Genomic DNA, 20,688 nt, shown 5'->3' on the forward strand with positions numbered 1-20,688 from the left:
TAACGCCTTTGAAGCGCACGGCAAGTCCAGCGCGATTGACGGTGTTGCAACGCGGGGGCTAGGGCCCGGCTCGTGTCATCAGCAACCATCGATATTGTCGCGATCGGCGACGCGATCGTCGACGTCATCGCGACCTGCGACGAGGCGTTCCTCGACGCGCATCGCCTGCCCAAGGGCTCGATGCAATTGCTCACCCCCGCCGCCGCCGACACGCTCTACAACGCGATGGGCAGCGCGCGCGAAACCTCGGGTGGCTCGGCCGCAAACACCATGGCCGGGGTTGCCGCGATGGGCGGCGGCGCGGCCTTCATCGGCCAGACAGCCGATGATCAGCTCGGCAAGATCTTCGCCCACGACATGCGCGCCTTGGGCGTCCGCTTCGACACGCCGCCACTTCAGGACAGCCCGCTCCCCACCGGGCGCTGTCTCATCCTCGTCACCCCCGATGCCCAGCGCACGATGAACACCTGCCCCGGGGCAAGCCACGAATTGACCACCGCCCGGCTCGACGAGGATCTCGTCCGCTCGGCTGCGATCGTCTATCTTGAAGGCTATCTATGGGGCCCCGACGGTCCCCGCGCAGCGATGGAACGCGCCGTCGCCATCGCCCATGACGCCGGCCGCAAGGTTGCCCTCACTTTGTCTGAAAGCGTTTCGATCGCGGGCCGCAAGGAAAGCTTCGCCCGCATGATCGACGCCGGCGGGATCGACCTTCTCTTCGCCAACGAAGACGAACTGTTCCAGCTGGCCGGCCGCACCGACCTCGAAGGCGCGCTGGCCGACATCGCCGCGAAGGTCCCGACCCTCGTCGTCACCCGCGGCCCGGCGGGAGCAATGGCAATCGAGGACGGCCGCCGCATCGACATTCCCGCTGCCCCGCTGACCACCCTGGTCGATACCACCGGAGCTGGCGACCTGTTTGCCGCGGGCTTCCTCACCGCACGTTGCAAGGGCACCGACCTCCAGCGACAGCTGTGGACCGGCGCGATCGCCGCCGCCGAAGTCATCTCGCATTTCGGCGCCCGGCCCGAGGGTGACCTCAAGGCAATGGTCGCGCTGTGACTGCGCTCACCCGGCTCGCCGTCTATTGCGGCTCCGCCCCCGGCGGTGACCAGCTTTACGCCGACGCCGCCCGCGACACCGGCGAAGCCATGGCAATACGCGGGATCGACCTAGTCTATGGCGGCGGTAAGCTCGGTTTGATGGGCATCGTCGCCGACGCGGTCATTGCCGGCGGCGGGCGCACCTATGGCGTCATCCCCGAAGCCCTGGTCGATCTCGAAGTCGCCCACACCGGGCTGACCGAGCTCCACACGGTTGCCGGAATGCACGAGCGCAAGGCCAAGATGACCGAACTTGCCGATGGCTTCCTCGTCCTGCCCGGTGGCATCGGCACGCTCGACGAATTGTTCGAAGCCTGGTCGTGGAATGCGCTGGGTTATCACGCCAAGCCTTTCTGCCTGGTCGATATCGGTGGCTTCTGGCAGGGGCTGACTACCTTCCTCGACCATGTCTCCAGCGCAGGCTTCATCTCGCCCAATCGCCGCGCGCAACTGCTGGTGGCGCAATCGCCTGCGGAGGCGATTGAACGACTGGACGAAGCCGCGCGAAACGCGTCACAAGCGATGGTCTGGTAATAAGGGGCGTCATGAATCAACAGTTTCTCGGGGTCGTCGGCATCGCCGCGATCCTCGCCATCGCCTTCCTCTTTTCGACCGATCGCAAGGCGATCCGCCTGCGCGTTGTCGGGGCCGCTTTCGCGCTCCAGGCGCTGATCGCGGTGATCGTGCTCTACACCGACTGGGGCCGCGCCGGGATCGAGGGCATGTCGACGGGCGTCGCCGACCTGCTCGGTTACGCCGGCAAGGGCACTGAATTCCTGTTCGGGCCGAGCGCCAAAAACCCGCTCGCCAACACGTTCGCCATCGCCGCGCTGCCGGTGATCATCTTCTTCGCCGCGCTCGTTTCGATCCTCTATTATCTCGGGATCATGCAGCGGGTCGTCCGCTGGGTCGGCGGGGCGATCGGCTGGGTCACCGGGATCAGCCGCGTCGAATCCTTGAGCGCCGCCGCCAACATCTTCGTCGGCCAGTCCGAATCCCCGCTCGTCATTCGTCCCTATCTCGCCGCCCTGACCCCGCCGCAGTTGTTCACCGTGATGGTTGTCGGCATGGCTGGGGTCGCTGGCACTATCCTCGCCGCCTACGCCAGCCTGCTCGGCAGCCAATATCTCCCCTACCTCCTCGCCGCCGCCTTCATGTCCGCGCCCGGCGGCATCCTGATGGCCAAGATGATCATGCCGGATGGCGCACCGAAGGACGGCGAGCTCCCACTCGAGGGCGGGGACGCCCCTGATCGCGTGGAAGTTGCCGAAACCTTCGAGGAAGGCGAACGCCCCGCCAACATCATCATGGCCGCCGCCCAGGGTGCCCAGACCGGCGTAAAACTTGCCGTAGCGGTTGGCGCGATGGTCCTCGCCTTCGTCGCGCTGGTGGCGCTGGCCAACGGCCTGCTCGGCGGGATCGGTCACTGGTTCGGCCAAGACAATTGGAGCTTCCAGGGGCTCGTCGGCCTGATCTTCAAGCCGGTGATGTTCCTCATCGGCGTGCCATGGAGCGAGGCCGGGACCGCCGGCGGGCTGTTTGGCACCAAGATCGTGCTCAACGAGTTCGTTGCCTTCATCGACCTCGGGAACGCCCAGGGCGCCGCCGCCGCGCTGTCGGCGCGAAGCCGGGCAATCGTCACCTTCGCGCTGTGCGGCTTCGCCAATTTCAGCTCGATCGCGATCCAGATGGCGGTGACTGGCGGGCTCGCCCCCAACCAGCGCCCGGTGATCGCCCGCCTCGGGCTTCGCGCGCTGCTCGCGGGAAGCCTCGCTAATTTGATGAGCGCCGCGCTGGCGGGATTGCTGTTGCCGAGCTAGTGCTATGCGAATGAACGACAATATTGCCTCGGTCAGCCTGCGCGACGCCGACCGTGACCCCGCCGCCTTTGCCGATCGGCTCGGCGACAGCGTCGTCGACTACGGCTTTGCGATCATCGCCGACCACGGCATCCCGCAATCCCTGATCGACCGCGCCGAAGAAAAGGCCCGAGCCTTTTTCGCCCTCCCGGATGAAACCAAGCGCAAATATGCCATCGCCGGCCAAGGCGGCGCACGCGGCTACACCCCGTTTGGGATCGAGACCGCCAAGGGCGCCAGCGCGCACGACCTCAAGGAGTTCTGGCACGTCGGGCGCGAGCTCGATGACCGCCATCCGTTCCGTGCAATGATGGCCGCCAACGTATGGCCGGCCGAAGTCCCTGGCTTTCGCGAGACGTTCCTTGAATTGTACGACACGTTCGACCGCACCGGGGTCAGGATCCTCGCCGCCATCGCGCGCTTCCTCGGGCTCGACGAGGCTTTTTTCACCGGCACCGTCCGCGACGGCAATTCGGTCCTCCGCATGCTCCATTACCCGCCGCAGGCCGAGCCCACCGGCAGCCACATCCGCGCCGGGGCGCATGAAGATATCAACACCATCACCCTGCTGCTGGGGGCCGAGGAAGCCGGGCTTGAGCTTCAGACGAAGGACGGTCGCTGGATCCCGGTCAGCCCAAAGCCGGGTGAGCTTGTCGTCAACATCGGCGACATGCTTCAGCGCCTGACCAACGGTCGGCTCCGCTCGACCCCGCACCGCGTCGTCAATCCGGCGCCCGATCGCGCCGCCCATGCGCGCTACTCAATGCCCTTCTTCCTCCACTTCCGCCCCGACTATCTGATCGAAGCCTTGCCCGGCACCGTCGCACCCGGCGCGGCCCCCGAATGGCCGCCGATCACTGCCCACGACTATCTTGCCGAGCGGCTTCGTGAGATTAAGTTGAGCTGATGGCACTTGATCCCGACACCTTTGCCCAGCTGACCGACGCCATCCGCCGGTTCGTCGACGAACGCCTCCGCCCGCTCGAAGGCCAGGTCGAGGAGCAGCATGGTGTCCCCACCCATATCGTCGCCGAAATGCGCGAGATGGGCTTGTTCGGCCTCTCGATTCCCGAGGAATTTGGCGGCCTCGGCCTGACCATGTCCGAAGAAGTGCGGGTCGTGCTTGAGCTTGGCCGCACGACGCCCGCCTTCCGCTCGGTGTTCGGCACCAATGTCGGCATCGGCAGCCAGGCGCTGGTCATGGCCGGCACCCCCGAACAGAAAGCGCACTGGCTTCCGCGCATTGCCAGCGGGGAGATCATCACCAGCTTCGCCCTGACCGAGGCAGACGCCGGATCGGACAGCGCGTCGGTCCGCACGAAAGCGGTTCGCGACGGCGATGACTATCTGCTCAGCGGGACCAAGCGTTACATCACCAATGCCGACAAGGCGTCGCTGTTCACCGTCATGGCGCGCACTGGCGAATCGGGCTCGCGCGGCGTCTCGGCCTTCCTCGTCCCCGCCGACCTTCCCGGGCTCACCATCGGATCGCCCGAACGCAAGATGGGCCAGCAGGGGGCCAATGTCTGTGACGTCAACTTCGACAATGTCCGCGTCCCCGCAGCCAATCGCCTCGGCGCAGAAGGGGAGGGGTTCAAGATCGCGATGCGCGTGCTTGATCGCGGGCGACTTCACATCTCGGCGCTATGCGTCGGCATCGCTGGCCGGCTGATCCGCGATTGCACCGCCTACGCCCGCGATCGCAAGCAGTTCGGCCAGCCGATTGGCGACTTCCAGCTAGTCAAAGCGATGCTCGCCGATTCGCAGACCGAGATGATGGCCGCGAAAGCGCTGGTGCTCAGCGTCGCGGCCCTCAAGGATGAAGGCGCCGAAACCCCGGCGGACGCGGCGGCGGCGAAATATTTCGCCAGCGAAATGGTCGGGCGCGTCGCCGATCGCGCGGTGCAACTGTATGGCGGGGCTGGCTATATTTCGGACTATGGGATCGAACGCCTCTACCGCGACGTCCGCCTGTTCCGCATCTACGAAGGCACCAGTCAGGTCCAGCAACTGATCATCGCCAACGCGCTGCTAAAGGGCGACTAGGCCGAATCCTTCAGGCTGGCGGGTCCGAAGCCGTGGGGGATCAGGGCGCTGATCCGGTGCCGCTCGACCGCCATGCCGTCCCCCGACGCGCATAAGATCTCGATATCGGTGCCAGACAGCTGCGCTGCCTCGAGGATCGCCTGGCGACATCCGCCGCACGGAGTTACCGGCGAAGATCCGACCAAACTTGTGCCTGACCCGTCACCCCCCGCGACCGCGATCCGCCTGACCCCGGCCAGCCCGAATGCCGCCTGTGCTGCGGTCAGCGCGGAAAGCTCGGCGCAGACCCCCAGCCGGTAGCAACTATTCTCCATATTCGCCCCGCTGACGACCGTCCCGTCGACTCCCTCGATCGCGCAGCCGACCGAGAAATGGGAGTAGGGCGCATAGGCTTTGAGTGCCGCGTCGCGGGCGATTTTAATGAGGTCTTTATCGGTCATAAAACTGTCCCTAGACGCTGCGACAAGGCGTGCCAAAGGGAGTCGGCTATGCGATTGAAACTGCTAGGTTTTCTAGCAATGTTGTCGAGTTGCGCAGCGCCGCAGCTGACAACTCGACCACCGTCTCCAAGCGTGTCGCCTTTAGAGGTCCAGATCCTCGCCTTCAACGACTTCCACGGCAACATCGTCACGCCCCCGCCGATCGAGGTCACCGCCCCTGACGGCACCAAGTCAATGCTATCGAGCGGCGGGGTCGCCCGCCTCGCCGCCGCGCTGGCGGCCGAGCGCAAAGGCCACCCCTACACGCTGACCGTCTCCGCCGGTGACCTCATCGGCGCCTCGCCCCTCGTCTCGGGCGCCTTCCTCGACGAGCCGACGATCGAGGCGATGAACATGGTCGGGCTCGACCTCAACGCGGTCGGCAATCATGAATTCGACAAGGGCCCGCGAGAGCTTTGGCGGATGCAAGGCGGCGGCTGCGCGAAGTTCACCACGCTGACCCCGTGCCAACTCGGACGGTTCACCGGGGCCAAGTTCCGCTTCCTCGCCGCCAACGTCCGCACTGCCGAGGGGGTAACCCTATTCGCCCCGACCGCGATCCGCCAGTTTGGCCCGGTCCGCATCGGCTTTATCGGCATGACGCTCAAGGGGACGGGAAACCTTGTCAGCCCGGCAAGTTCGGCTGGCCTGATCTTCGACGATGAAGTCGCCACCGCCAACGCGCTGGTCCCCGGCCTGCGCGCGGCGGGTGCCGATACGATCGTGCTTCTGATTCACCAGGGGGGCAAGACGCCCGCATTCACGACGGGGCAGGGGTGCGACGGTCTCGACGGCGCTATCCTGCCGATCATCGACCGGCTCGACCCCTCGATTGCGACGGTCGTCTCCGGACACACACATTACGCGTACAACTGCCAGCGCGGCGGACGCCTGCTGACGAGCGCCGGCAAATATGGCTATTTCTTCAGCGACCTTCGGCTGCGATTCAATCCGGTCACTCGCCGCTTGATCGGCCAGAGCGCGACGAACTTTGTCACCGGCACGGGCGAACGTGGAGAGGATCCTGCGGTCAAGGCGCTGGTCGACCGCTATGTCGACGCCGCCGCGCCAGTTGCCAATCGCGTCATCGGCCATCTTTCCGGCGCTGCGCCGCGTGACGAAAAGGACCGCGAGAGCCCGGCCGCCGATCTAAATGCCGATGCCTTTCTTTATGCCGGGCGCGCGGCAGGGGCGAAGATTGCGCTCGTCAATGCCAGCGGAGTACGAGTCGCGCTTGTCCCGCGAAACGACGGCAGCGTCACATACGGCCAGGCCTTTTCGATGATGCCTTTCACCAATCATGTCGTGGTGAAATCGCTGTCCGGAGCGCAGTTGAAGGCGCTGCTCGAACAGCAGTTCCAAGCGGCCAACTACGCCCCCGGCGTAACCGTGCCATTGCTTGTGCCGTCTGCTGGCTTTGGCTTCGACTATGACCTGTCGCGCCCGCTCGGAAGCCGGATCATGGCGATGCGCTTCAAAGGCCACCCGGTGTCACCAAAAGCGCGCTACCGGGTTGCGACGAACAATTACCTCGCCAACGGCGGCGATGGCTATTCGGTCCTGACGCAGGGAACGAACGCGACCGACGCCGGGCTCGATATCGATGCACTGGCCGGCTGGCTCGCGAAGGGGCAGCAGGGGGTGCCGACAGTCGGGCGGATCCGCAACCTTCGGCGCTAACGCAGCGGGGGTTCGTCGAAACTGCGCAGCTTGCGGCTGTGGAGCCCATCGCCTTCTTGCCGGAGGAGATCGAGCGTCTCGATCCCGATGCGCAGATGCTGGCTGATCGCGCGCTCGTAAAAGGCATTGGCCTGCCCCGGCAGCTTCAATTCACCATGCAGCGGCTTGTCTGACACGCACAACAATGTCCCGTACGGCACGCGGAAGCGATAGCCTTGCGCCGCGACCGTTGCCGATTCCATGTCGATCGCGACTGCCCGGCTCTGGTTGAAGCGCAGTGCCGACGAAGTGTAGCGAAGCTCCCAATTGCGGTCGTCGGTGGTCACGACGGTGCCGGTGCGGAGCCGCTGCTTCAGCCGTTCCTCATTTTCCCCGGTGACGAGCGCTGCCGCGCGATACATGGCGGTCTGGACCTCGGCGATCGCCGGGATCGGGATTTCAGGCGGCAACACTTCGTCCAGGACATGATCGTCGCGCAGATAGGCATGAGCCAGGACATAGTCGCCGATCGTCTGGCTGGGCCGAAGTCCGCCACAATGGCCGATCATCAGCCACGCTTCGGGGCGAAGCACTGCAATATGATCGCAGATCGTCTTTGCGTTTGACGGGCCAACGCCGATGTTGACCAGCGTGATGCCGTTGCCGCTCGGGGTCCGCAGATGATAGGCCGGCATCTGGTGCCGCCGCCACGATCCCGCCGCGATCTGCGCCTCGGCATCGGCGAGGTCGCCATGCTCGAAAGTCCCCCCGGGCACGGTCAGGGACGTGAAGCGGCTATCGGGTTTGCGCAACTCGTCGATTGCAAATCGAACAAATTCATCGACGTAGCGGACATAGTTGGTGAACAGGACGAAGTCCTGAAAATCTTCGGTGGGAGTGCCGGTGTAATGTCTCAGCCGCGCCAGGCTGAAATCCGTGCGGGGCGCGTCGAACAGCGACAGCGGGCGGACCAAGCCCGGCTCCATTTCCCAAGCGCCGTCGGCGATCTCGTCGCCGATATGGACGAGTTCGGACGAGGGGAACCATCGCGACAGCTCCGCAGTCGAAATTGCACCGAGCGACAGGTCGCCGCCATCAAGCACGAACGGATAGGGGATCTCGCTGCCCGACCGATTGACCGTTACCGTTACTGGATAGTCGCGCACAAGATGCTCGAGTTGTTCGGTTAGGTAGGCGCGAAACAACGCCGGTCGAGCGACCGAAATCGCATAGGTGCCGGGCTGGTTGAGCCGGGCAAACGCCCGCGCCGGCGTTGGCGGAGGCACGGCAGGATCGTAATGGACGCGGAGTTCAGGATAGGCGAAGAGGCCCGCCCGGCGGTCGGCGTTGCTGGGTCTCGTACCGTCGCTGGCGTACAGGGAAAGCGCTGTGCGGAGCGCCGTAACCGATGTTTCGTAATGAAGTTCGAGACGGTCGAGGAGGACCGGAATATCGGCCACGATGGTAAGGTTGGTCATCGCAAGCGGCTTGGCGTGTTCAAGACGGCTAGACAAGTGCACCAGTAATAAAGCTTGATATAATTTCAAACGTTATTATATCGGCACCCATGACATTGGACTTCCTCCCTTGGGAATTGGCCGAAACATCCCGGCTTCTGCGTCGCGCCTATGATCGACGTGTGGCCTCGCTTGGCATCACGAGCGCTCAATGGCGCGTGCTTTTCTGGCTCAGCAGAGAGAGCAATTTGCGTCAGGTGGAACTGGCCGATCGGCTCGATCTTGAGCCGATTACCCTGTGCCGGATCATCGATCGTCTGGCTGAGGCAGGGCTGGTAGAGCGCCTATCCGATCCGTCGGATCGCCGGGCATGGCGTCTCGCGCTGACGGCAAAGGCGGCACCCGTGCTGGAACAGCTTCTCGCACTTGCAACAAAGCTGCGTGCGGAGGCGTTTGAGGGCCTGGACCAGCCAGTATTGGATCAGATCCGCGACGGTCTTGAGCGTATCCGCGACAATGTGTCGCGCATCGACCAGTCGCCGCCAAACAGGGTTTCGGCATGAACGAGATGAAGAAAATCAGCCGCGAGGACGAGACCGCCGACGCCCCGCATCACGATCGCGCGCCCGAAGCCGCCATCGCTGCTCCCGCCGATGCCATGGTCGACGAAACGGCCGTCATCACCAAGCGTAATCTCAAGCGAATCATGCTGTTGCTTGCCGTCCCGCTGCTGATCCTGCTGGTCGGCGGCTGGATTTGGATTAACAGCGGCAAGACCGTGGGCACCGACAATGCCTATGTAAAGCAGGACATCACCTCGATCAGCACGCAGGTCAACGGCCCGGTGATCGAGGTCGACGTGAAGGAAGGCCAGCGGGTCAGGCGCGGGGATATCTTGTTCCGGGTCGATCCGGCGCCGCTTCAGGTTGCGCTCGCCAATGCCCAGGCCCAACTGGCCGCAGCGCAGTTGCAGACTGTGCAGCTTAAAACACAAGCGTCGGGGACGTCGGGCGATATCGTAGGCGGCCAGGCCAATCTGTCGATTGCCCAACGCGCGCTCGATCGACAGAATCAGCTGCTCGCGCAAGGTTTTACCACGCGGTCGGCCCATGACGATGCGATCAACGAGGTGGAGAAAGCCCGCGCCCAGCTGGCCGATGCCCGCGCCCGTGCGGCCAATGCTTCTGCGGCGATCGTGCCCGGTGGCAACCAGCCCCAGGTTGCGGCTGCGCAGGCCGCGATCATGAAGGCCCAACTCGATCTCCAGCACGCCATTGTGCGCTCTCCGTCCGACGGCGTGGTTGCAAAGGCGGACCGCCTACTTGTCGGACAGACCGCGATCACCGGCCTGTCGATGCTGTCGATCGTCCGCGACAAGGCGGCGTGGGTCGAGGCGAATTTCAAGGAAGGCGACTTGGCGCGGATGCACGTCGGGCTTCCTGCGTCGGTCTCGTTCGACGCCTATCCCGGGCTCAAGGTCAAATCGCGCGTCTGCACCATTGGGTCAGGCACTGGCAGCGAATTTTCAGTTCTGCCGGCGCAAAATGCCAATGGCAACTGGGTCAAGGTTACGCAGCGCGTGCCGGTCCGCATCTGCTTCGATCAGACCCCGCCGCGTGACATGATTGCCGGCCTGTCCGCCAAGGTTGAGGTCGAGCTCGAACAGGCGCGCTGATGGACGAACCCCATGCGCTAGAACCCGGCCGGCGGATGCTGGTGACCATCGCGGTCATGCTCGCGGTGCTTATCCAGGTGCTCGACACGACCATCGCCAACGTCGCGCTGCCGCATATGCAAGCGAGCCTCGGCGCGACCCAAGACAGCATCAACTGGGTGCTGACGAGCTATATCGTCGCCTCGGCCATTGCCATCCCAATCGCGGGCTGGCTTGCCGACAAGATCGGTCGCAAGCGGCTGCTCATCATTGCCGTCATCTGCTTTACGATCGCCAGTTTCCTGTGCGCGATTGCCCAGTCGCTGACGGAAATGGTAGCATTTCGCGCGCTTCAGGGAATTAGCGGCGCCTTCCTTGTCCCGCTCAGCCAAGCAACGCTGTTCGACATCTATCCGCGCGAAAAGCATTCGCAGGCGATGGCCTTGTTCGGCGGCGGGATCATGATCGGACCAATTCTGGGGCCATTGCTCGGGGGCTGGCTGACCGACAGTTTTGACTGGCGCTGGGTGTTCTTGGTCAATCTGCCCGTCGGGGCGATCGCGACGCTGATGCTGCTTCGCTACATGCCCAAGACCGAACTTTACCCGCGCAAGTTCGACCTGTTCGGTTTTGCCCTGATCGGCGTCGGGCTCGGCGCGCTTCAGTTGATGCTCGATCGCGGGCAGCAGCTCGACTGGTTCCAGAGCAGCGAGATTTTGGTCGAGCTCGGAACCACCGTTGCCGCCTTCTGGATGTTCATCATCCACACCATCACCGGGCGCGACCCGCTGTTCGAGCGCGGCATGTTCAAGGATCGCAATTTCGCCACGGGAATGTTCTTCATGGCGGTGACCGGGGTGCTGCTGCTCGCCGGGCTCGCCCTCCTGCCGCCCTTGCTTCAGCGTCTCTATGGCTATTCGGTGCTTCAGTCCGGCGAGCTGACCATGCCGCGCGGGGTCGGCACCCTGATTTCGATGCTCACTGTGGGGCGCCTGTCGCAGAAGATCGACCTGCGCATTCTCGTCGCGTTAGGCATGGCTCTGATGGGAACGTCACTTTACATGATGACCGGCTTTTCACTGGTCCAGGGCGCGCAGCCGGTAATCATCAGCGGGATCGTCCAGGGACTTGGTCTCGGGATGTTGTTCGTGACGATCCAGGCGCTGGCGTTCACCACGCTCGAGGCGCGATTGCGCACGGCGGCGGCGAGCCTGCTCAACCTGTCGCGCAACATCGGCGGGTCGATCGGCATTTCGATCGTCACCGCGCAGCTCACGCGCAACCTGCAGGTCTCGCATGCCGACATTGGCGCGCACATCACCGACCAGAATGCGCCGTCGATGGTCGCGCCGATGATGGAGCAGTTCGGGCTTCCGGCACAGTCGGTGCTCGCAATGATCGACGCCGAAGTGAACCGTCAGGCGGCCTTCATCGCCTATCTCGACGACTTCAAGCTTATGATGTGGATTACCTTCGCCGCGATCCCGCTGGTGCTGCTGCTCAAGCCGCAGAAACCGGGCGGCAGTCGTGACGAGGATGAAATGCCGATCCACATGGATTAAGCCTTAAACGAAAAGGGCGGCCCGGAGATGATCCGGACCGCCCTTTTCGGTTTGAGATTTTGTTGCGTCTAGCGCTTCGAGAACTGGAAGCTCTTGCGGGCCTTGGCCTTGCCGTACTTCTTGCGCTCGACAACGCGGCTGTCGCGGGTCAGGAAGCCGGCCCGCTTGACCGTCGTGCGAAGCGTCGGCTCATAGCGCGACAGCGCCTGGGCGATGCCGTGAAGCACCGCACCGGCCTGGCCCGAAAGCCCGCCGCCCTTGACTGTTGCGATCACGTCGAACTGGTCGGCGCGATCAGTGATCCCGAACGGCTGGTTGATGACAAGACGAAGCGTCGGACGCGCGAAATAGACTTGCTGGTCGCGGCCGTTGACCGTGATCTTGCCCGAGCCCGGCTTGAGCCAGACGCGTGCCACGGCATCCTTGCGGCGGCCGGTGGCATAGGCGCGGCCGTACTTGTCGAGTTCCTGCTCGCGCAGGATGGCTTCGATCTGCGGACCCTGGGTTGAGACCGGCGCCTCGTCCTGAGCCGGCGCGTCGGCGTGATCGGACTCGGCAGCCGGCGCCGCAACGGCCGGAGCTTCGGGAGCCGGCGGCGGGGTCTGGCCCGTCAGCGCAGCGAGGTCCGCGAGGGACTGGCGATTATCGGACATCAGGCGCCCACCTTGTTCTTGCGGTTCATGCCCGCGACGTCGAGAGTTTCAGGAGCTTGGCCACCGTGCGGATGCTCGGTGCCAGTGTAGAGGTGAAGCGCACGCATCTGGTCGCGGCCGAGCGGTCCACGGGGGACCATGCGCTCAATTGCTTTTTCAATCACGCGCTCGGGGAAGCGTCCGTCGAGGACCTTCTCCGCGGTGATTTCCTTGATGCCACCGATATAGCCGGTGTGCTTGTAATAGGTCTTCTGCTGAAGCTTGCGACCGGTGAAGCGCACCTTGCCCGCATTGATGATGACAACATGATCACCACAATCGACATGAGGGGTGTAGCTGGGCTTATGCTTGCCACGCAGGATGTTCGCGACGATCGAGGCAAGACGCCCGACGACGAGGCCATCGGCATCGATCAGATGCCATTTTTTCTCCACCTCGGCCGGCTTGACCGACTTGGTGGTCTTCATGAGCGCCTTCATGGCGTTAAGACCTTTTATAACGATAGGGGAGGCACCCCAAGGGATGCCGCTGGACGCGCTATTGCTGGCGAAGGCCAATAAGTCAAGCAAATGCGCGGCTTTTCAATCGGGTAAAATGTTACCCGATAGTTTCGAGGCAGGCCGGGGATGATCCTGCCCAATCGCATGAGCCCCCCATACGACCGCGGCCAGAAGCAAGGCTCCGACCGCCTGGTGCGCAGCCGCCAACGGCAACGCAACGCCGCTCATCACCGTTGAAATCCCCAGCAAAACCTGTGTGCCTAGCGTGGCATTGATCGCGATCGACGCTGGCCGACATACCGGCTTTACTCGCCGCGCGAACAGGATCAGCAGCACCGCTACCCCCCACGCCCACCAGCGATGGACGAAATGGATCAGGTAGGGATCATGCGTGAGCGCGAACAATGGTCCGCTCGACCAGTCGATGCCCTCCGGAATAAGATGGTCGTTCATCAAGGGCCAGCTGCTCGCAACCTGCCCAGCGCGAAGCCCCGCAACCCAGGCGCCGAGCAGGATCTGGACCGCAAGTGCACCGACGACGGTGATGCTCAACCCCGTGAGTCGAGCGGGCGAGTGATCCCCCGTCCGTGCTTCAGCGCGAAGGTCTAGTGTGGTCCATATGCAACCCGCGAAGATCAGCAGCGCACTGATCAGGTGTGCCGACAGACGGAAATGGCTGACCTCGGTCCGATTCACCAACCCCGACTGGACCATGTACCAGCCCAGCGCTCCCTGGAATCCGCCAAGCGCGAGCAACGCCACTAGCCGCACGCCATAGCCTTTGGGAATCGCCCGCCGCACCGCGAACCACGCCAGCGGAGCCGCGAACGCGACCCCGATCAGGCGCCCGATCAATCGATGAACCCATTCCCAGAAATAGATGAACTGGAAATCGCCGAGCGTCATTCCCGCCGGTCCGCTCACCCGCTGATATTGCGGGGTCCCCTGGTAACGGCCGAACTCGGCGAGCCAGTCGGCGTGGCTCAGCGGGGGAAGCGTGCCTGAAATCGGCTTCCACTCGGTGATGCTCAGCCCGCTCTCGGTCAGGCGCGTGATCCCGCCCACGACGACCATGGCGAACACCAGCGTGGCGATGAAAAGCAGCCACGTCGCGATCGCTGCTGGGTGGGCCCGCGAGGTTGTTGGGGGCGCTTGGGTGACGGCCATATCCATGGCGGCGCATATGCTCCGGCGGACAATCCAAAACAAGCACCAGGTGGCCCGATGTGACATTGTATCGCCCCTGATGCGATGCTATATCCTCGCTATGGCATCGACCGCCCATTCGCACCCCACGTTGAAGTTCGACCGCTTGGCGATCGGATTGTCGGGCCTGTGCCTGGTTCATTGCGTTGCGACGACGGTATTCGTGGCGATGGTCGCGTCGGCGGGGAGCATGCTCGGTGCACCGATTTTCCACGAAGTTGGGCTGAGCCTGGCGATGCTGCTCGGCGCGGTCGCGCTCGGCAAGGGCGTGATCGATCATGGTTTCATGATGCCCAGCGCGGTCGGTGGCCTTGGGCTCGGCGTCATGGCCGGAGCAATGACACTGCCGCACGAGGGAGGGCAGGAAGCCATCTACACCATGGGCGGGGTGATGATCCTCGCGCTCGGTCACCGCCTCAACGCAATCGCCGCCGACTAGCCCTTCGGCTTGCCGCGCATGCCGACGCACCCTATTTCAACATCATGGGCGTTCACGATCATCATATCCACGAGGGCGAGTCGCTTACCGAGGCCGCGCGCAATCGGCTGACCGCCAAGGGCGAGCAATGGACCGGTATGCGCGCCGCGGTGTTCGAGGCGCTTGCCGCATTCGACACGCCGGCCTCAGCCTATGACATTGCCGAAGCCGTCTCGAAAGCACAGGGGCGCCGCATCGCCGCCAACAGCGTTTACCGAATTCTCGATCTGTTCGTCTCGGCGAACCTGGCGATGCGGGTGGAGAGTGCCAACGCCTATGTCGCCAACGCTCACCCGGGTTGTCTTCATGACTGCATTTTCCTGATTTGCGATACGTGTGGGCAGATTACCCACCTCGATGACGACCGGCTGACGGGTGGGGTCCGCGAAGCGGCGGTCGCCGCTGGCTTTGCCCCGTCACGTCCGGTGATCGAGGTCCGTGGCACGTGCGGCGAATGCAGCTAGTCGCTCGCTTTCAAGCAGATACAAATCCAGCTAGGACAGCGGGATGACTGATTGTCCCTCCACACCACTACTCGACACAATCGCGTCGCCTGCCGACATCCGAGCCTTGCCCAAGGGAGAGCTTCCGCAGCTAGCGGATGAGCTCCGCCAGGAAATGATCTCGGCCGTGTCGGTCACCGGCGGCCATTTAGGTGCCGGACTTGGCGTCGTCGAGCTGACCGTCGCCATCCATCACGTTTTCGAGACTCCGCGCGACACGCTGATCTGGGACGTCGGGCACCAGGCCTATCCGCACAAGATCGTCACCGGCCGCCGCGACCGCATCCGCACGCTTCGCCAGCCAGGCGGCCTGTCGGGTTTTACCAAGCGCTCCGAAAGCGAATATGACCCGTTCGGCGCGGCGCATTCGTCGACGTCGATCTCCGCCGCGATCGGATTTGCCGTCGCCAACAAGCTCGCCAATCAGCCCGGCCGCGCAATTGCGGTGATCGGCGATGGGGCAATGAGCGCGGGCATGGCCTATGAAGCGATGAACAACGCCCAGGCGGCGGGCAACCGGCTGATTGTCATCCTCAACGACAATGACATGTCGATCGCTCCGCCAGTCGGATCGCTGTCGCATTACCTTGCCCGGCTGGTCTCGTCAGGAAGCTATCTCGGCGTCCGCGACTTCGCTCGGCGGGTAGCCAAGCGGCTCAGCAGCCGGGTTCACAAGGCGGCATCGAAGGCCGAGGAATTCGCTCGCGGAATGGCCACCGGGGGAACGCTGTTCGAGGAGTTGGGCTTTTATTATGTCGGCCCGGTCGACGGGCACGACGTCGTCGGACTGGTCGAGATATTGGAGAATGTGCGCGACGCCGCCGAGGGGCCGATGCTGGTCCATGTCGTCACCAAGAAGGGCAAGGGCTATGGCCCGGCCGAGGCAGCGGCCGACAAATATCATGGCGTGGTCAAGTTCGACGTCGTCTCGGGCAAACAGGACAAGGGACCCGGCGGCGGCCCGCCGAGCTACACCGCTGTGTTCGCCAAGGCATTGTCCGACGAGGCGCGTCGCGATGACAAGATCGTCGCGATCACCGCGGCGATGCCGTCGGGCACTGGGCTCGATAAGTTTCAGGCCGAATTCCCCGACCGCACCTTCGATGTCGGCATTGCCGAACAACATGCCGTAACCTTCGCTGCCGGACTTGCCGCGCAAGGCTATCGCCCGTTCTGCGCAATCTACTCGACATTCCTCCAGCGCGCCTATGACCAACTGGTCCACGACGTCGCGATCCAGAACCTTCCCGTTCGCTTTGCGCTGGACCGCGCCGGTCTCGTCGGTGCGGATGGGGCGACCCATGCCGGGTCGTTCGATCTTGCTTATCTTTGCACCTTGCCCAACATGGTCGTGATGGCCGCCGCCGATGAGGCCGAACTGGCCAACATGGTCCACACCATGGCGCTCCACGACAGCGGCCCGAGCGCGGTTCGCTATCCGCGCGGCGAGGGGCGCGGGGTCGCGATGTCCGCCACCCCTGAGCGGCTCGAGATCGGCAAGGGCCGCATCGTCCGAGAAGGAAAGTCAGTCGCAATCCTTTCTCTTGGTACTCGCCTCGAGGAAGCCGAGAAAGCCGCCGAGCAGCTTGAGGCGATGGGGCTGTCGACAACGGTCGCCGACATGCGCTTTGCCAAGCCACTCGACGAGGCGCTCATCCGGCAACTGCTGACAACGCACGAGGTCGCGGTCACGGTCGAAGAGGCTGCAGTCGGTGGGTTTGGCGCGCATGTGCTGACGCTGGCGAGCGACGAGGGGCTGATCGATGCCGGGCTCAAGCTGCGCACGATGCGCCTCCCCGACGTCTTTCAGGACCAGAATGCCCCGATGAAGCAATATGACGAAGCCGGCCTCAACGCCCCGCATATCGTCGAGACCGTGTTAAAGGCCCTACGCCGTAACAGCGTCGGGGTTGAGCAGGGCGCAATCGCCTGAGCCGAATGGCTGCGCCCAACCGCCTCGGTCGTTGCTGTTATCGGGCGTGGTGCTCGATCACACTGCGGTGGAGCGACAATGACGTTTATGGGCACGTCAATAACGCCGTCCATTACCGCTGGTTCGACGATGCGGTGAACCGCTGGCTGATCGAGGCGGGGTTGCTGGACATTGTCGCGGGCGATCCGATCGGCCTGGTCGTCGCGACCGCCTGCGACTATTTCGCGCCGCTGGCCTTTCCCGGCGAGGTCGAGGTCGGGATTGCGGTCGAGACGCTTGGCCAGTCAAGCGTCACCTATCGCATCGGCATTTTCGCGCCGGGCGCAGCCGAGCCAGCGGCGCAGGGACACTTCACCCACGTCTATGTTGATCGGGCAGGCCGCAAGCCTGTTGCCTTGCCTGAAGAGTGGCGCTTCAAGCTTCAAACGCTCGCTTAGGCTGTCAGGGCTTTCAGCTTCTCCAGCGCTGGACCGTCGCCCTCGTCGGTCGCGATGGTCGAGGTGAAGTGGCCGTTACGATCGAACAGCAGCACCGTGGCGGTGTGATCGACGCTGTAGTCGCCGCCTGGCAGGGGCACTTTCTTCGAGTAGATGCCGTATAATTTCTTGACCCGCTCAATCTCTTCGGGGGACCCCGTCAGGCCGATAATCGGGGTCCCGAAAAGAGCGCTGTAACGGGCCATGTCGGCGGGCTTGTCACGCTCGGGATCGACACTGATGAACACACGCTCGAACACGGTATCATCGGGTCCTAACGCCTTGCTGAGACGCGCTAATCTGGCGAGGGTCGTGGGGCAGACGTCGGGGCAATGGGTGAAGCCGAAAAAGATCGCATAGGGCTTGCCCGCGAGGCGCGCCGAGGAGAAGGGCTGGCCATCGCTGCCGGTCAGGGTGAACGGCCCGCCAAGCTTAGCCATCGTAGTATTGATGCTCGATTGCGGGGCGGCAGCGGGACGCAATGCAAGGGTCAGGGCGACCAGTCCGGCAATGGCGACGGCGACCCACAGGATGATGCGGACGCGGCGCATCAGCGGACGGGGCCGCTGGCGCTGGCGGGAAGCACCGCAGCATCGACCTGGCGCATCCCGGCGCGGGCGAAGCGGAGGGTGAGGGGGAGGCGGTCACCCGCATGGAGCGGCGAGGTGAGGCCAGTCAGCATGACGTGGGTGCCGAGCGGGGCGAGGGTCACCGCCGCGGAGCCGGGGACGGGCAGGTCGGCCATCATCCGCATCGCCATAACGCCGTTGCTGTTGCTCGAGCCATGAAGCATCGCCATCGATGCCGCCGGGGTCGTGACCGAGACGAGCCTGTCGCCTTCGCTGCCAATATTGACGATCGTGAAATAGGCCGCGCCGCTGGTCTGGCCCGGCCCCGTCTCGCGCGCCCAAGCCTCGCGAACCTTGATCGTGGGAGCGGTCGGGCCGGCAGGCTTGCAAGCGGCGAGCATCAGCGCGCCGATTAGGAGCAGTCGGCGCATCAGGCGGCGATGCGCGCCCGGGCGGCGTCATATTCAGCCACCAGCCGATCGACCAGCGCCGAGGTCGGCACGACCTGGTCGACCGCGCCGATGCCTTGGCCCGATCCCCAGATATCGCGCCACGCCTTGGCCCCAGTCGAGGATTCGAAGCTCATTAGCTCGCTCTTGCCGTCGGGCAAATTGTCGGGATCGAGCCCGGCGGCGACGATCGACGGGCGCAGGTAATTGCCGTTGACGCCGGTGAACAGCGACGAGTTGACGATGTCGGCGGCGGTTCCCTCGACGATGCCCTGCTTGTAGGCATCCGATGCCTGAGCTTCGTCAGTGGCGATGAACGGCGAGCCGATATAGGCGAAATCGGCGCCCATTGCCTGCGCCGCTAAGACCGCGTCACCCGTCGCGATCGAGCCCGACAAGGCGAGCGGGCCAGTGAACCATTTGCGCACTTCATGGACCAAAGCGAACGGCGACCATTGCCCGGCGTGACCTCCAGCACCGGCGGCAACCGCGATCAGTCCGTCGGCGCCCTTTTCGACCGCCTTGCGGGCAAAGCGGTCGTTGATGATGTCGTGGAGCGTGATCCCGCCCCACGAATGAACGGCGACATTGAGGTCCTCGCGCGCGCCGAGCGAGGTGATCGTGATCGGCACCTTCCACTTGGCGCAGGTCGCAATATCCTGTTCCAGCCGATCGTTCGAGCGGTGGACGATCTGGTTGACCGCATATGGCGCAGACGGAGCGTCGGGATGGTCGCGGTCATGCACGGCGAGCGCCTCGGTAATTTCGTGGAGCCATTCGTCGAGCAGGGCCTGTGGGCGAGCATTGAGCGCGGGAAAACTGCCGACGATCCCGGCCTTGCACTGGGCGATGACCAGCGCCGGGCAGCTGACGATGAACAGCGGCGCACCGATGACAGGCAAGCGCAGGCGCGACAGGATCGGGGGTACACTCATCTGGAAATCCTCATGCCTGCGGGCGACTCACGCCTGCTGGTGAAAGTCGCGGTACCATTTCACGAAGCGGGGGACACCCTCGTCGATCGTCGTCGTCGGCAAATAGCCATGATCGCGCTCGATCGCGCTGATATCGGCGAAGGTGTCGGCAACATCACCAGGCTGCATGCCGCGATCGTCGCGAGTGGCAGTACGCCCGGTTTCGGCCTCGAGCAGCGCGACGACGCGCATCAAATCTTCCGACCGGCTGTTGCCGATATTATAGAGTGCGTGAGGCGCACGGCTGCCCCCGGCTTTCTCCAGTCCGTCGGCTTTCGGCGGGCCGTCGAGGCAAGCGACGACGCCGCTGACGATATCGTCGATGTAGGTGAAGTCTCGGCGCATCTTGCCACCGTTGAACAGCGGCAGTGGACGGCCTTCGTAGAGTGCCTTGGTAAAGATCCACATCGCCATGTCGGGGCGTCCCCACGGGCCATAGACCGTGAAGAAGCGAAGTCCGGTAAGCGGGATCTGGTAAAGATGGGCATAGCTTTCGCTGATCAGTTCGTTGGACTTCTTAGTCGCGGCATAAAGCGACATCGGGTGGTCGACCCGGTCCTCGACCCTGAACGGCAGCACCTTGTTGCCGCCATAAACCGAGGACGAGGAGGCATAGACCAGGTGACTCGATTTTCGGTGGCGGGCGATTTCAAGCATGTTGGCGTGGCCGACAAGATTGGCCTGAATATAGGCCGTCGGATTCTCCATCGAATAGCGCACTCCGGCCTGCGCGCCCAAATGGACGATGCGGTCGAAGTCGTGGCGGGCGGTGATCTCGCCAAGTGCGTGCTGGTCGGCGAAATCGCCTTTTTCAAAGGTGAAGCGATCCCCGAAATCTTCGGCCAGCCGCGCGAGGCGGGCGAGTTTCAAATTGACGTCATAATAATCGTTGAGATTGTCGATGCCGACAAGCCGGTCACCACGCTCAAGCAAGCGGCGCGCGACGGATGACCCAATGAAGCCGGCAACGCCGGTGACGAACACGTTCATGGAAACGCCCCTTAGCCATGTGCGAGCGGCTCGACAAATTAACAGTTAACGAGCTGTATCGCCGAGCCTGCAAATTAGGCGGTCTGACAAAAGATTCGTGACCCGGCGACGGAAGCGTCGAACAACGCAACCTTTTGT

22 protein-coding genes are annotated in these 20,688 nt (G+C 63.8%); 13 read left to right on the forward strand and 9 right to left on the reverse strand.

The features are described 5' to 3' along the window. Window positions 1-72: 72 nt before the first annotated feature. Genes U1700_RS06920 through U1700_RS06940 form a run of 5 tightly spaced genes read left to right on the forward strand, consistent with a single transcriptional unit; the run spans window position 73 to window position 5,008 of the window. Complete coding sequence (locus U1700_RS06920; RefSeq protein WP_332751413.1) at window positions 73-1,062, forward strand: adenosine kinase; 990 nt, start codon at window positions 73-75, stop codon at window positions 1,060-1,062. After that, on the forward strand, window positions 1,059-1,637 hold the full coding sequence (locus U1700_RS06925) for a TIGR00730 family Rossman fold protein (protein ID WP_332751415.1): 579 nt from the start codon (window positions 1,059-1,061) through the stop codon (window positions 1,635-1,637). The genes U1700_RS06920 and U1700_RS06925 overlap by 4 nt, the downstream gene beginning before the upstream one ends. 11 nt (window positions 1,638-1,648) lie before the next feature. Continuing rightward, window positions 1,649-2,923 carry a NupC/NupG family nucleoside CNT transporter gene (locus tag U1700_RS06930; RefSeq protein WP_332751417.1) on the forward strand — a complete coding sequence of 425 codons (1,275 nt, stop codon included), beginning with the start codon at window positions 1,649-1,651 and terminating at the stop codon, window positions 2,921-2,923. Between the two features lie 10 nt (window positions 2,924-2,933). After that, window positions 2,934-3,869 carry an isopenicillin N synthase family dioxygenase gene (locus U1700_RS06935; protein ID WP_332751419.1) on the forward strand — a complete coding sequence of 312 codons (936 nt, stop codon included), beginning with the start codon at window positions 2,934-2,936 and terminating at the stop codon, window positions 3,867-3,869. Then, entirely contained in the window at window positions 3,869-5,008 is a 1,140-nt protein-coding gene (locus tag U1700_RS06940; RefSeq protein WP_332751421.1) for an acyl-CoA dehydrogenase family protein, read from the forward strand. The genes U1700_RS06935 and U1700_RS06940 overlap by 1 nt, the downstream gene beginning before the upstream one ends. On the opposite strand, the gene U1700_RS06945 is transcribed toward U1700_RS06940, so the two are convergent. Beyond that, on the reverse strand, window positions 5,005-5,448 hold the full coding sequence (locus U1700_RS06945) for a cytidine deaminase (RefSeq protein ID WP_443025905.1): 444 nt from the start codon (window positions 5,446-5,448) through the stop codon (window positions 5,005-5,007). The genes U1700_RS06940 and U1700_RS06945 overlap by 4 nt on opposite strands. A 132-nt stretch (window positions 5,449-5,580) precedes the next feature. Between U1700_RS06945 and U1700_RS06950 the strand changes: the two genes are divergently transcribed. Beyond that, the gene (locus U1700_RS06950) at window positions 5,581-7,167 is read left to right on the forward strand and encodes a bifunctional metallophosphatase/5'-nucleotidase (RefSeq protein ID WP_332751423.1); all 1,587 of its coding nucleotides are present in this window, start codon (window positions 5,581-5,583) and stop codon (window positions 7,165-7,167) included. On the opposite strand, the gene U1700_RS06955 is transcribed toward U1700_RS06950, so the two are convergent. Next, window positions 7,164-8,624, reverse strand: a complete 1,461-nt coding sequence (locus U1700_RS06955; RefSeq protein ID WP_332751424.1) for an AMP nucleosidase — start codon at window positions 8,622-8,624, stop codon at window positions 7,164-7,166. The two genes, U1700_RS06950 and U1700_RS06955, sit on opposite strands and share 4 nt — an antisense overlap. Window positions 8,625-8,713: 89 nt before the next feature. On the opposite strand from U1700_RS06955, the gene U1700_RS06960 reads away from it, so the two are divergent. The 3 genes from U1700_RS06960 to U1700_RS06970 are packed head-to-tail and all read left to right on the forward strand — an operon-like array spanning window position 8,714 to window position 11,819. Beyond that, window positions 8,714-9,166: a MarR family winged helix-turn-helix transcriptional regulator gene (locus U1700_RS06960; protein WP_332751426.1), complete on the forward strand. Its 453-nt coding sequence runs from the start codon at window positions 8,714-8,716 to the stop codon at window positions 9,164-9,166. Further along, complete coding sequence (locus tag U1700_RS06965; protein ID WP_332751427.1) at window positions 9,163-10,278, forward strand: HlyD family secretion protein; 1,116 nt, start codon at window positions 9,163-9,165, stop codon at window positions 10,276-10,278. Before U1700_RS06960 ends, U1700_RS06965 begins: the two co-directional genes overlap by 4 nt. Continuing rightward, complete coding sequence (locus U1700_RS06970; RefSeq protein WP_332751429.1) at window positions 10,278-11,819, forward strand: DHA2 family efflux MFS transporter permease subunit; 1,542 nt, start codon at window positions 10,278-10,280, stop codon at window positions 11,817-11,819. The genes U1700_RS06965 and U1700_RS06970 overlap by 1 nt, the downstream gene beginning before the upstream one ends. Window positions 11,820-11,887: 68 nt before the next feature. On the opposite strand, the gene rpsI is transcribed toward U1700_RS06970, so the two are convergent. From rpsI to U1700_RS06985, 3 genes are all read right to left on the reverse strand, one after another. Further along, complete coding sequence (gene rpsI / locus U1700_RS06975; RefSeq protein WP_332751430.1) at window positions 11,888-12,472, reverse strand: 30S ribosomal protein S9; 585 nt, start codon at window positions 12,470-12,472, stop codon at window positions 11,888-11,890. Further along, entirely contained in the window at window positions 12,472-12,951 is a 480-nt protein-coding gene (gene rplM, locus U1700_RS06980; protein WP_332752250.1) for a 50S ribosomal protein L13, read from the reverse strand. Before rplM ends, rpsI begins: the two co-directional genes overlap by 1 nt. 102 nt (window positions 12,952-13,053) lie before the next feature. After that, on the reverse strand, window positions 13,054-14,139 hold the full coding sequence (locus U1700_RS06985; protein WP_332752252.1) for a COX15/CtaA family protein: 1,086 nt from the start codon (window positions 14,137-14,139) through the stop codon (window positions 13,054-13,056). Window positions 14,140-14,239: 100 nt separating this feature from the next. Between U1700_RS06985 and U1700_RS06990 the strand changes: the two genes are divergently transcribed. Genes U1700_RS06990 through U1700_RS07005 form a run of 4 tightly spaced genes read left to right on the forward strand, consistent with a single transcriptional unit; the run spans window position 14,240 to window position 17,529 of the window. Continuing rightward, window positions 14,240-14,617, forward strand: coding sequence for a MerC domain-containing protein (locus tag U1700_RS06990; protein ID WP_332751431.1), 378 nt, complete (start codon window positions 14,240-14,242; stop codon window positions 14,615-14,617). A 44-nt stretch (window positions 14,618-14,661) separates the two neighbouring features. Beyond that, window positions 14,662-15,120: a Fur family transcriptional regulator gene (locus U1700_RS06995; RefSeq protein WP_332751433.1), complete on the forward strand. Its 459-nt coding sequence runs from the start codon at window positions 14,662-14,664 to the stop codon at window positions 15,118-15,120. Between the two features lie 43 nt (window positions 15,121-15,163). Further along, entirely contained in the window at window positions 15,164-17,092 is a 1,929-nt protein-coding gene (dxs, locus tag U1700_RS07000) for a 1-deoxy-D-xylulose-5-phosphate synthase (protein WP_332751435.1), read from the forward strand. 5 nt (window positions 17,093-17,097) lie between these two features. Further along, a complete protein-coding gene (locus tag U1700_RS07005) occupies window positions 17,098-17,529 on the forward strand; it encodes an acyl-CoA thioesterase (protein WP_332751437.1) in 432 nt (143 codons plus the stop codon). Here the strand turns inward: U1700_RS07005 and U1700_RS07010 are convergent. From U1700_RS07010 to U1700_RS07025, 4 genes are read right to left on the reverse strand one after another with little or no spacing between them, the layout of a single operon-like run. Beyond that, window positions 17,526-18,119, reverse strand: coding sequence for an SCO family protein (locus U1700_RS07010; protein ID WP_332751439.1), 594 nt, complete (start codon window positions 18,117-18,119; stop codon window positions 17,526-17,528). The two genes, U1700_RS07005 and U1700_RS07010, sit on opposite strands and share 4 nt — an antisense overlap. Then, entirely contained in the window at window positions 18,119-18,568 is a 450-nt protein-coding gene (locus U1700_RS07015; protein WP_332751441.1) for a copper chaperone PCu(A)C, read from the reverse strand. Before U1700_RS07015 ends, U1700_RS07010 begins: the two co-directional genes overlap by 1 nt. Continuing rightward, entirely contained in the window at window positions 18,568-19,521 is a 954-nt protein-coding gene (locus tag U1700_RS07020) for an NAD(P)H-dependent flavin oxidoreductase (protein ID WP_332751442.1), read from the reverse strand. Before U1700_RS07020 ends, U1700_RS07015 begins: the two co-directional genes overlap by 1 nt. Window positions 19,522-19,548: 27 nt before the next feature. Further along, window positions 19,549-20,550: a GDP-mannose 4,6-dehydratase gene (locus U1700_RS07025; protein WP_332751444.1), complete on the reverse strand. Its 1,002-nt coding sequence runs from the start codon at window positions 20,548-20,550 to the stop codon at window positions 19,549-19,551. Window positions 20,551-20,688 lie beyond the last annotated feature (138 nt).

Origin of the sequence: Sphingomonas sp. RB1R13, assembly GCF_036663775.1 — a bacterium.
Lineage (GTDB): Bacteria > Pseudomonadota > Alphaproteobacteria > Sphingomonadales > Sphingomonadaceae > Sphingomicrobium.

Bases quoted from the DNA above. Each gene is read 5' to 3' on its own strand.
- U1700_RS06990 (WP_332751431.1), top strand. From the start codon at position 14,240: ATGGCATCGACCGCCCATTCGCACCCCACGTTGAAGTTCGACCGCTTG.
- U1700_RS07010 (WP_332751439.1), bottom strand. From the start codon at position 18,119: ATGCGCCGCGTCCGCATCATCCTGTGGGTCGCCGTCGCCATTGCCGGA.
- U1700_RS06970 (WP_332751429.1), top strand. From the start codon at position 10,278: ATGGACGAACCCCATGCGCTAGAACCCGGCCGGCGGATGCTGGTGACC.
- U1700_RS06945 (WP_443025905.1), bottom strand. From the start codon at position 5,448: ATGACCGATAAAGACCTCATTAAAATCGCCCGCGACGCGGCACTCAAA.
- U1700_RS06965 (WP_332751427.1), top strand. From the start codon at position 9,163: ATGAACGAGATGAAGAAAATCAGCCGCGAGGACGAGACCGCCGACGCC.
- rpsI (WP_332751430.1), bottom strand. From the start codon at position 12,472: ATGTCCGATAATCGCCAGTCCCTCGCGGACCTCGCTGCGCTGACGGGC.
- U1700_RS06930 (WP_332751417.1), top strand. From the start codon at position 1,649: ATGAATCAACAGTTTCTCGGGGTCGTCGGCATCGCCGCGATCCTCGCC.
- U1700_RS07025 (WP_332751444.1), bottom strand. From the start codon at position 20,550: ATGAACGTGTTCGTCACCGGCGTTGCCGGCTTCATTGGGTCATCCGTC.
- U1700_RS06960 (WP_332751426.1), top strand. From the start codon at position 8,714: ATGACATTGGACTTCCTCCCTTGGGAATTGGCCGAAACATCCCGGCTT.
- U1700_RS06940 (WP_332751421.1), top strand. From the start codon at position 3,869: ATGGCACTTGATCCCGACACCTTTGCCCAGCTGACCGACGCCATCCGC.
- U1700_RS06955 (WP_332751424.1), bottom strand. From the start codon at position 8,624: ATGACCAACCTTACCATCGTGGCCGATATTCCGGTCCTCCTCGACCGT.
- U1700_RS07005 (WP_332751437.1), top strand. From the start codon at position 17,098: ATGGCTGCGCCCAACCGCCTCGGTCGTTGCTGTTATCGGGCGTGGTGC.
- rplM (WP_332752250.1), bottom strand. From the start codon at position 12,951: ATGAAGGCGCTCATGAAGACCACCAAGTCGGTCAAGCCGGCCGAGGTG.
- U1700_RS06995 (WP_332751433.1), top strand. From the start codon at position 14,662: ATGGGCGTTCACGATCATCATATCCACGAGGGCGAGTCGCTTACCGAG.
- U1700_RS07020 (WP_332751442.1), bottom strand. From the start codon at position 19,521: ATGAGTGTACCCCCGATCCTGTCGCGCCTGCGCTTGCCTGTCATCGGT.
- U1700_RS06985 (WP_332752252.1), bottom strand. From the start codon at position 14,139: ATGGCCGTCACCCAAGCGCCCCCAACAACCTCGCGGGCCCACCCAGCA.
- U1700_RS06935 (WP_332751419.1), top strand. From the start codon at position 2,934: ATGAACGACAATATTGCCTCGGTCAGCCTGCGCGACGCCGACCGTGAC.
- dxs (WP_332751435.1), top strand. From the start codon at position 15,164: ATGACTGATTGTCCCTCCACACCACTACTCGACACAATCGCGTCGCCT.
- U1700_RS07015 (WP_332751441.1), bottom strand. From the start codon at position 18,568: ATGCGCCGACTGCTCCTAATCGGCGCGCTGATGCTCGCCGCTTGCAAG.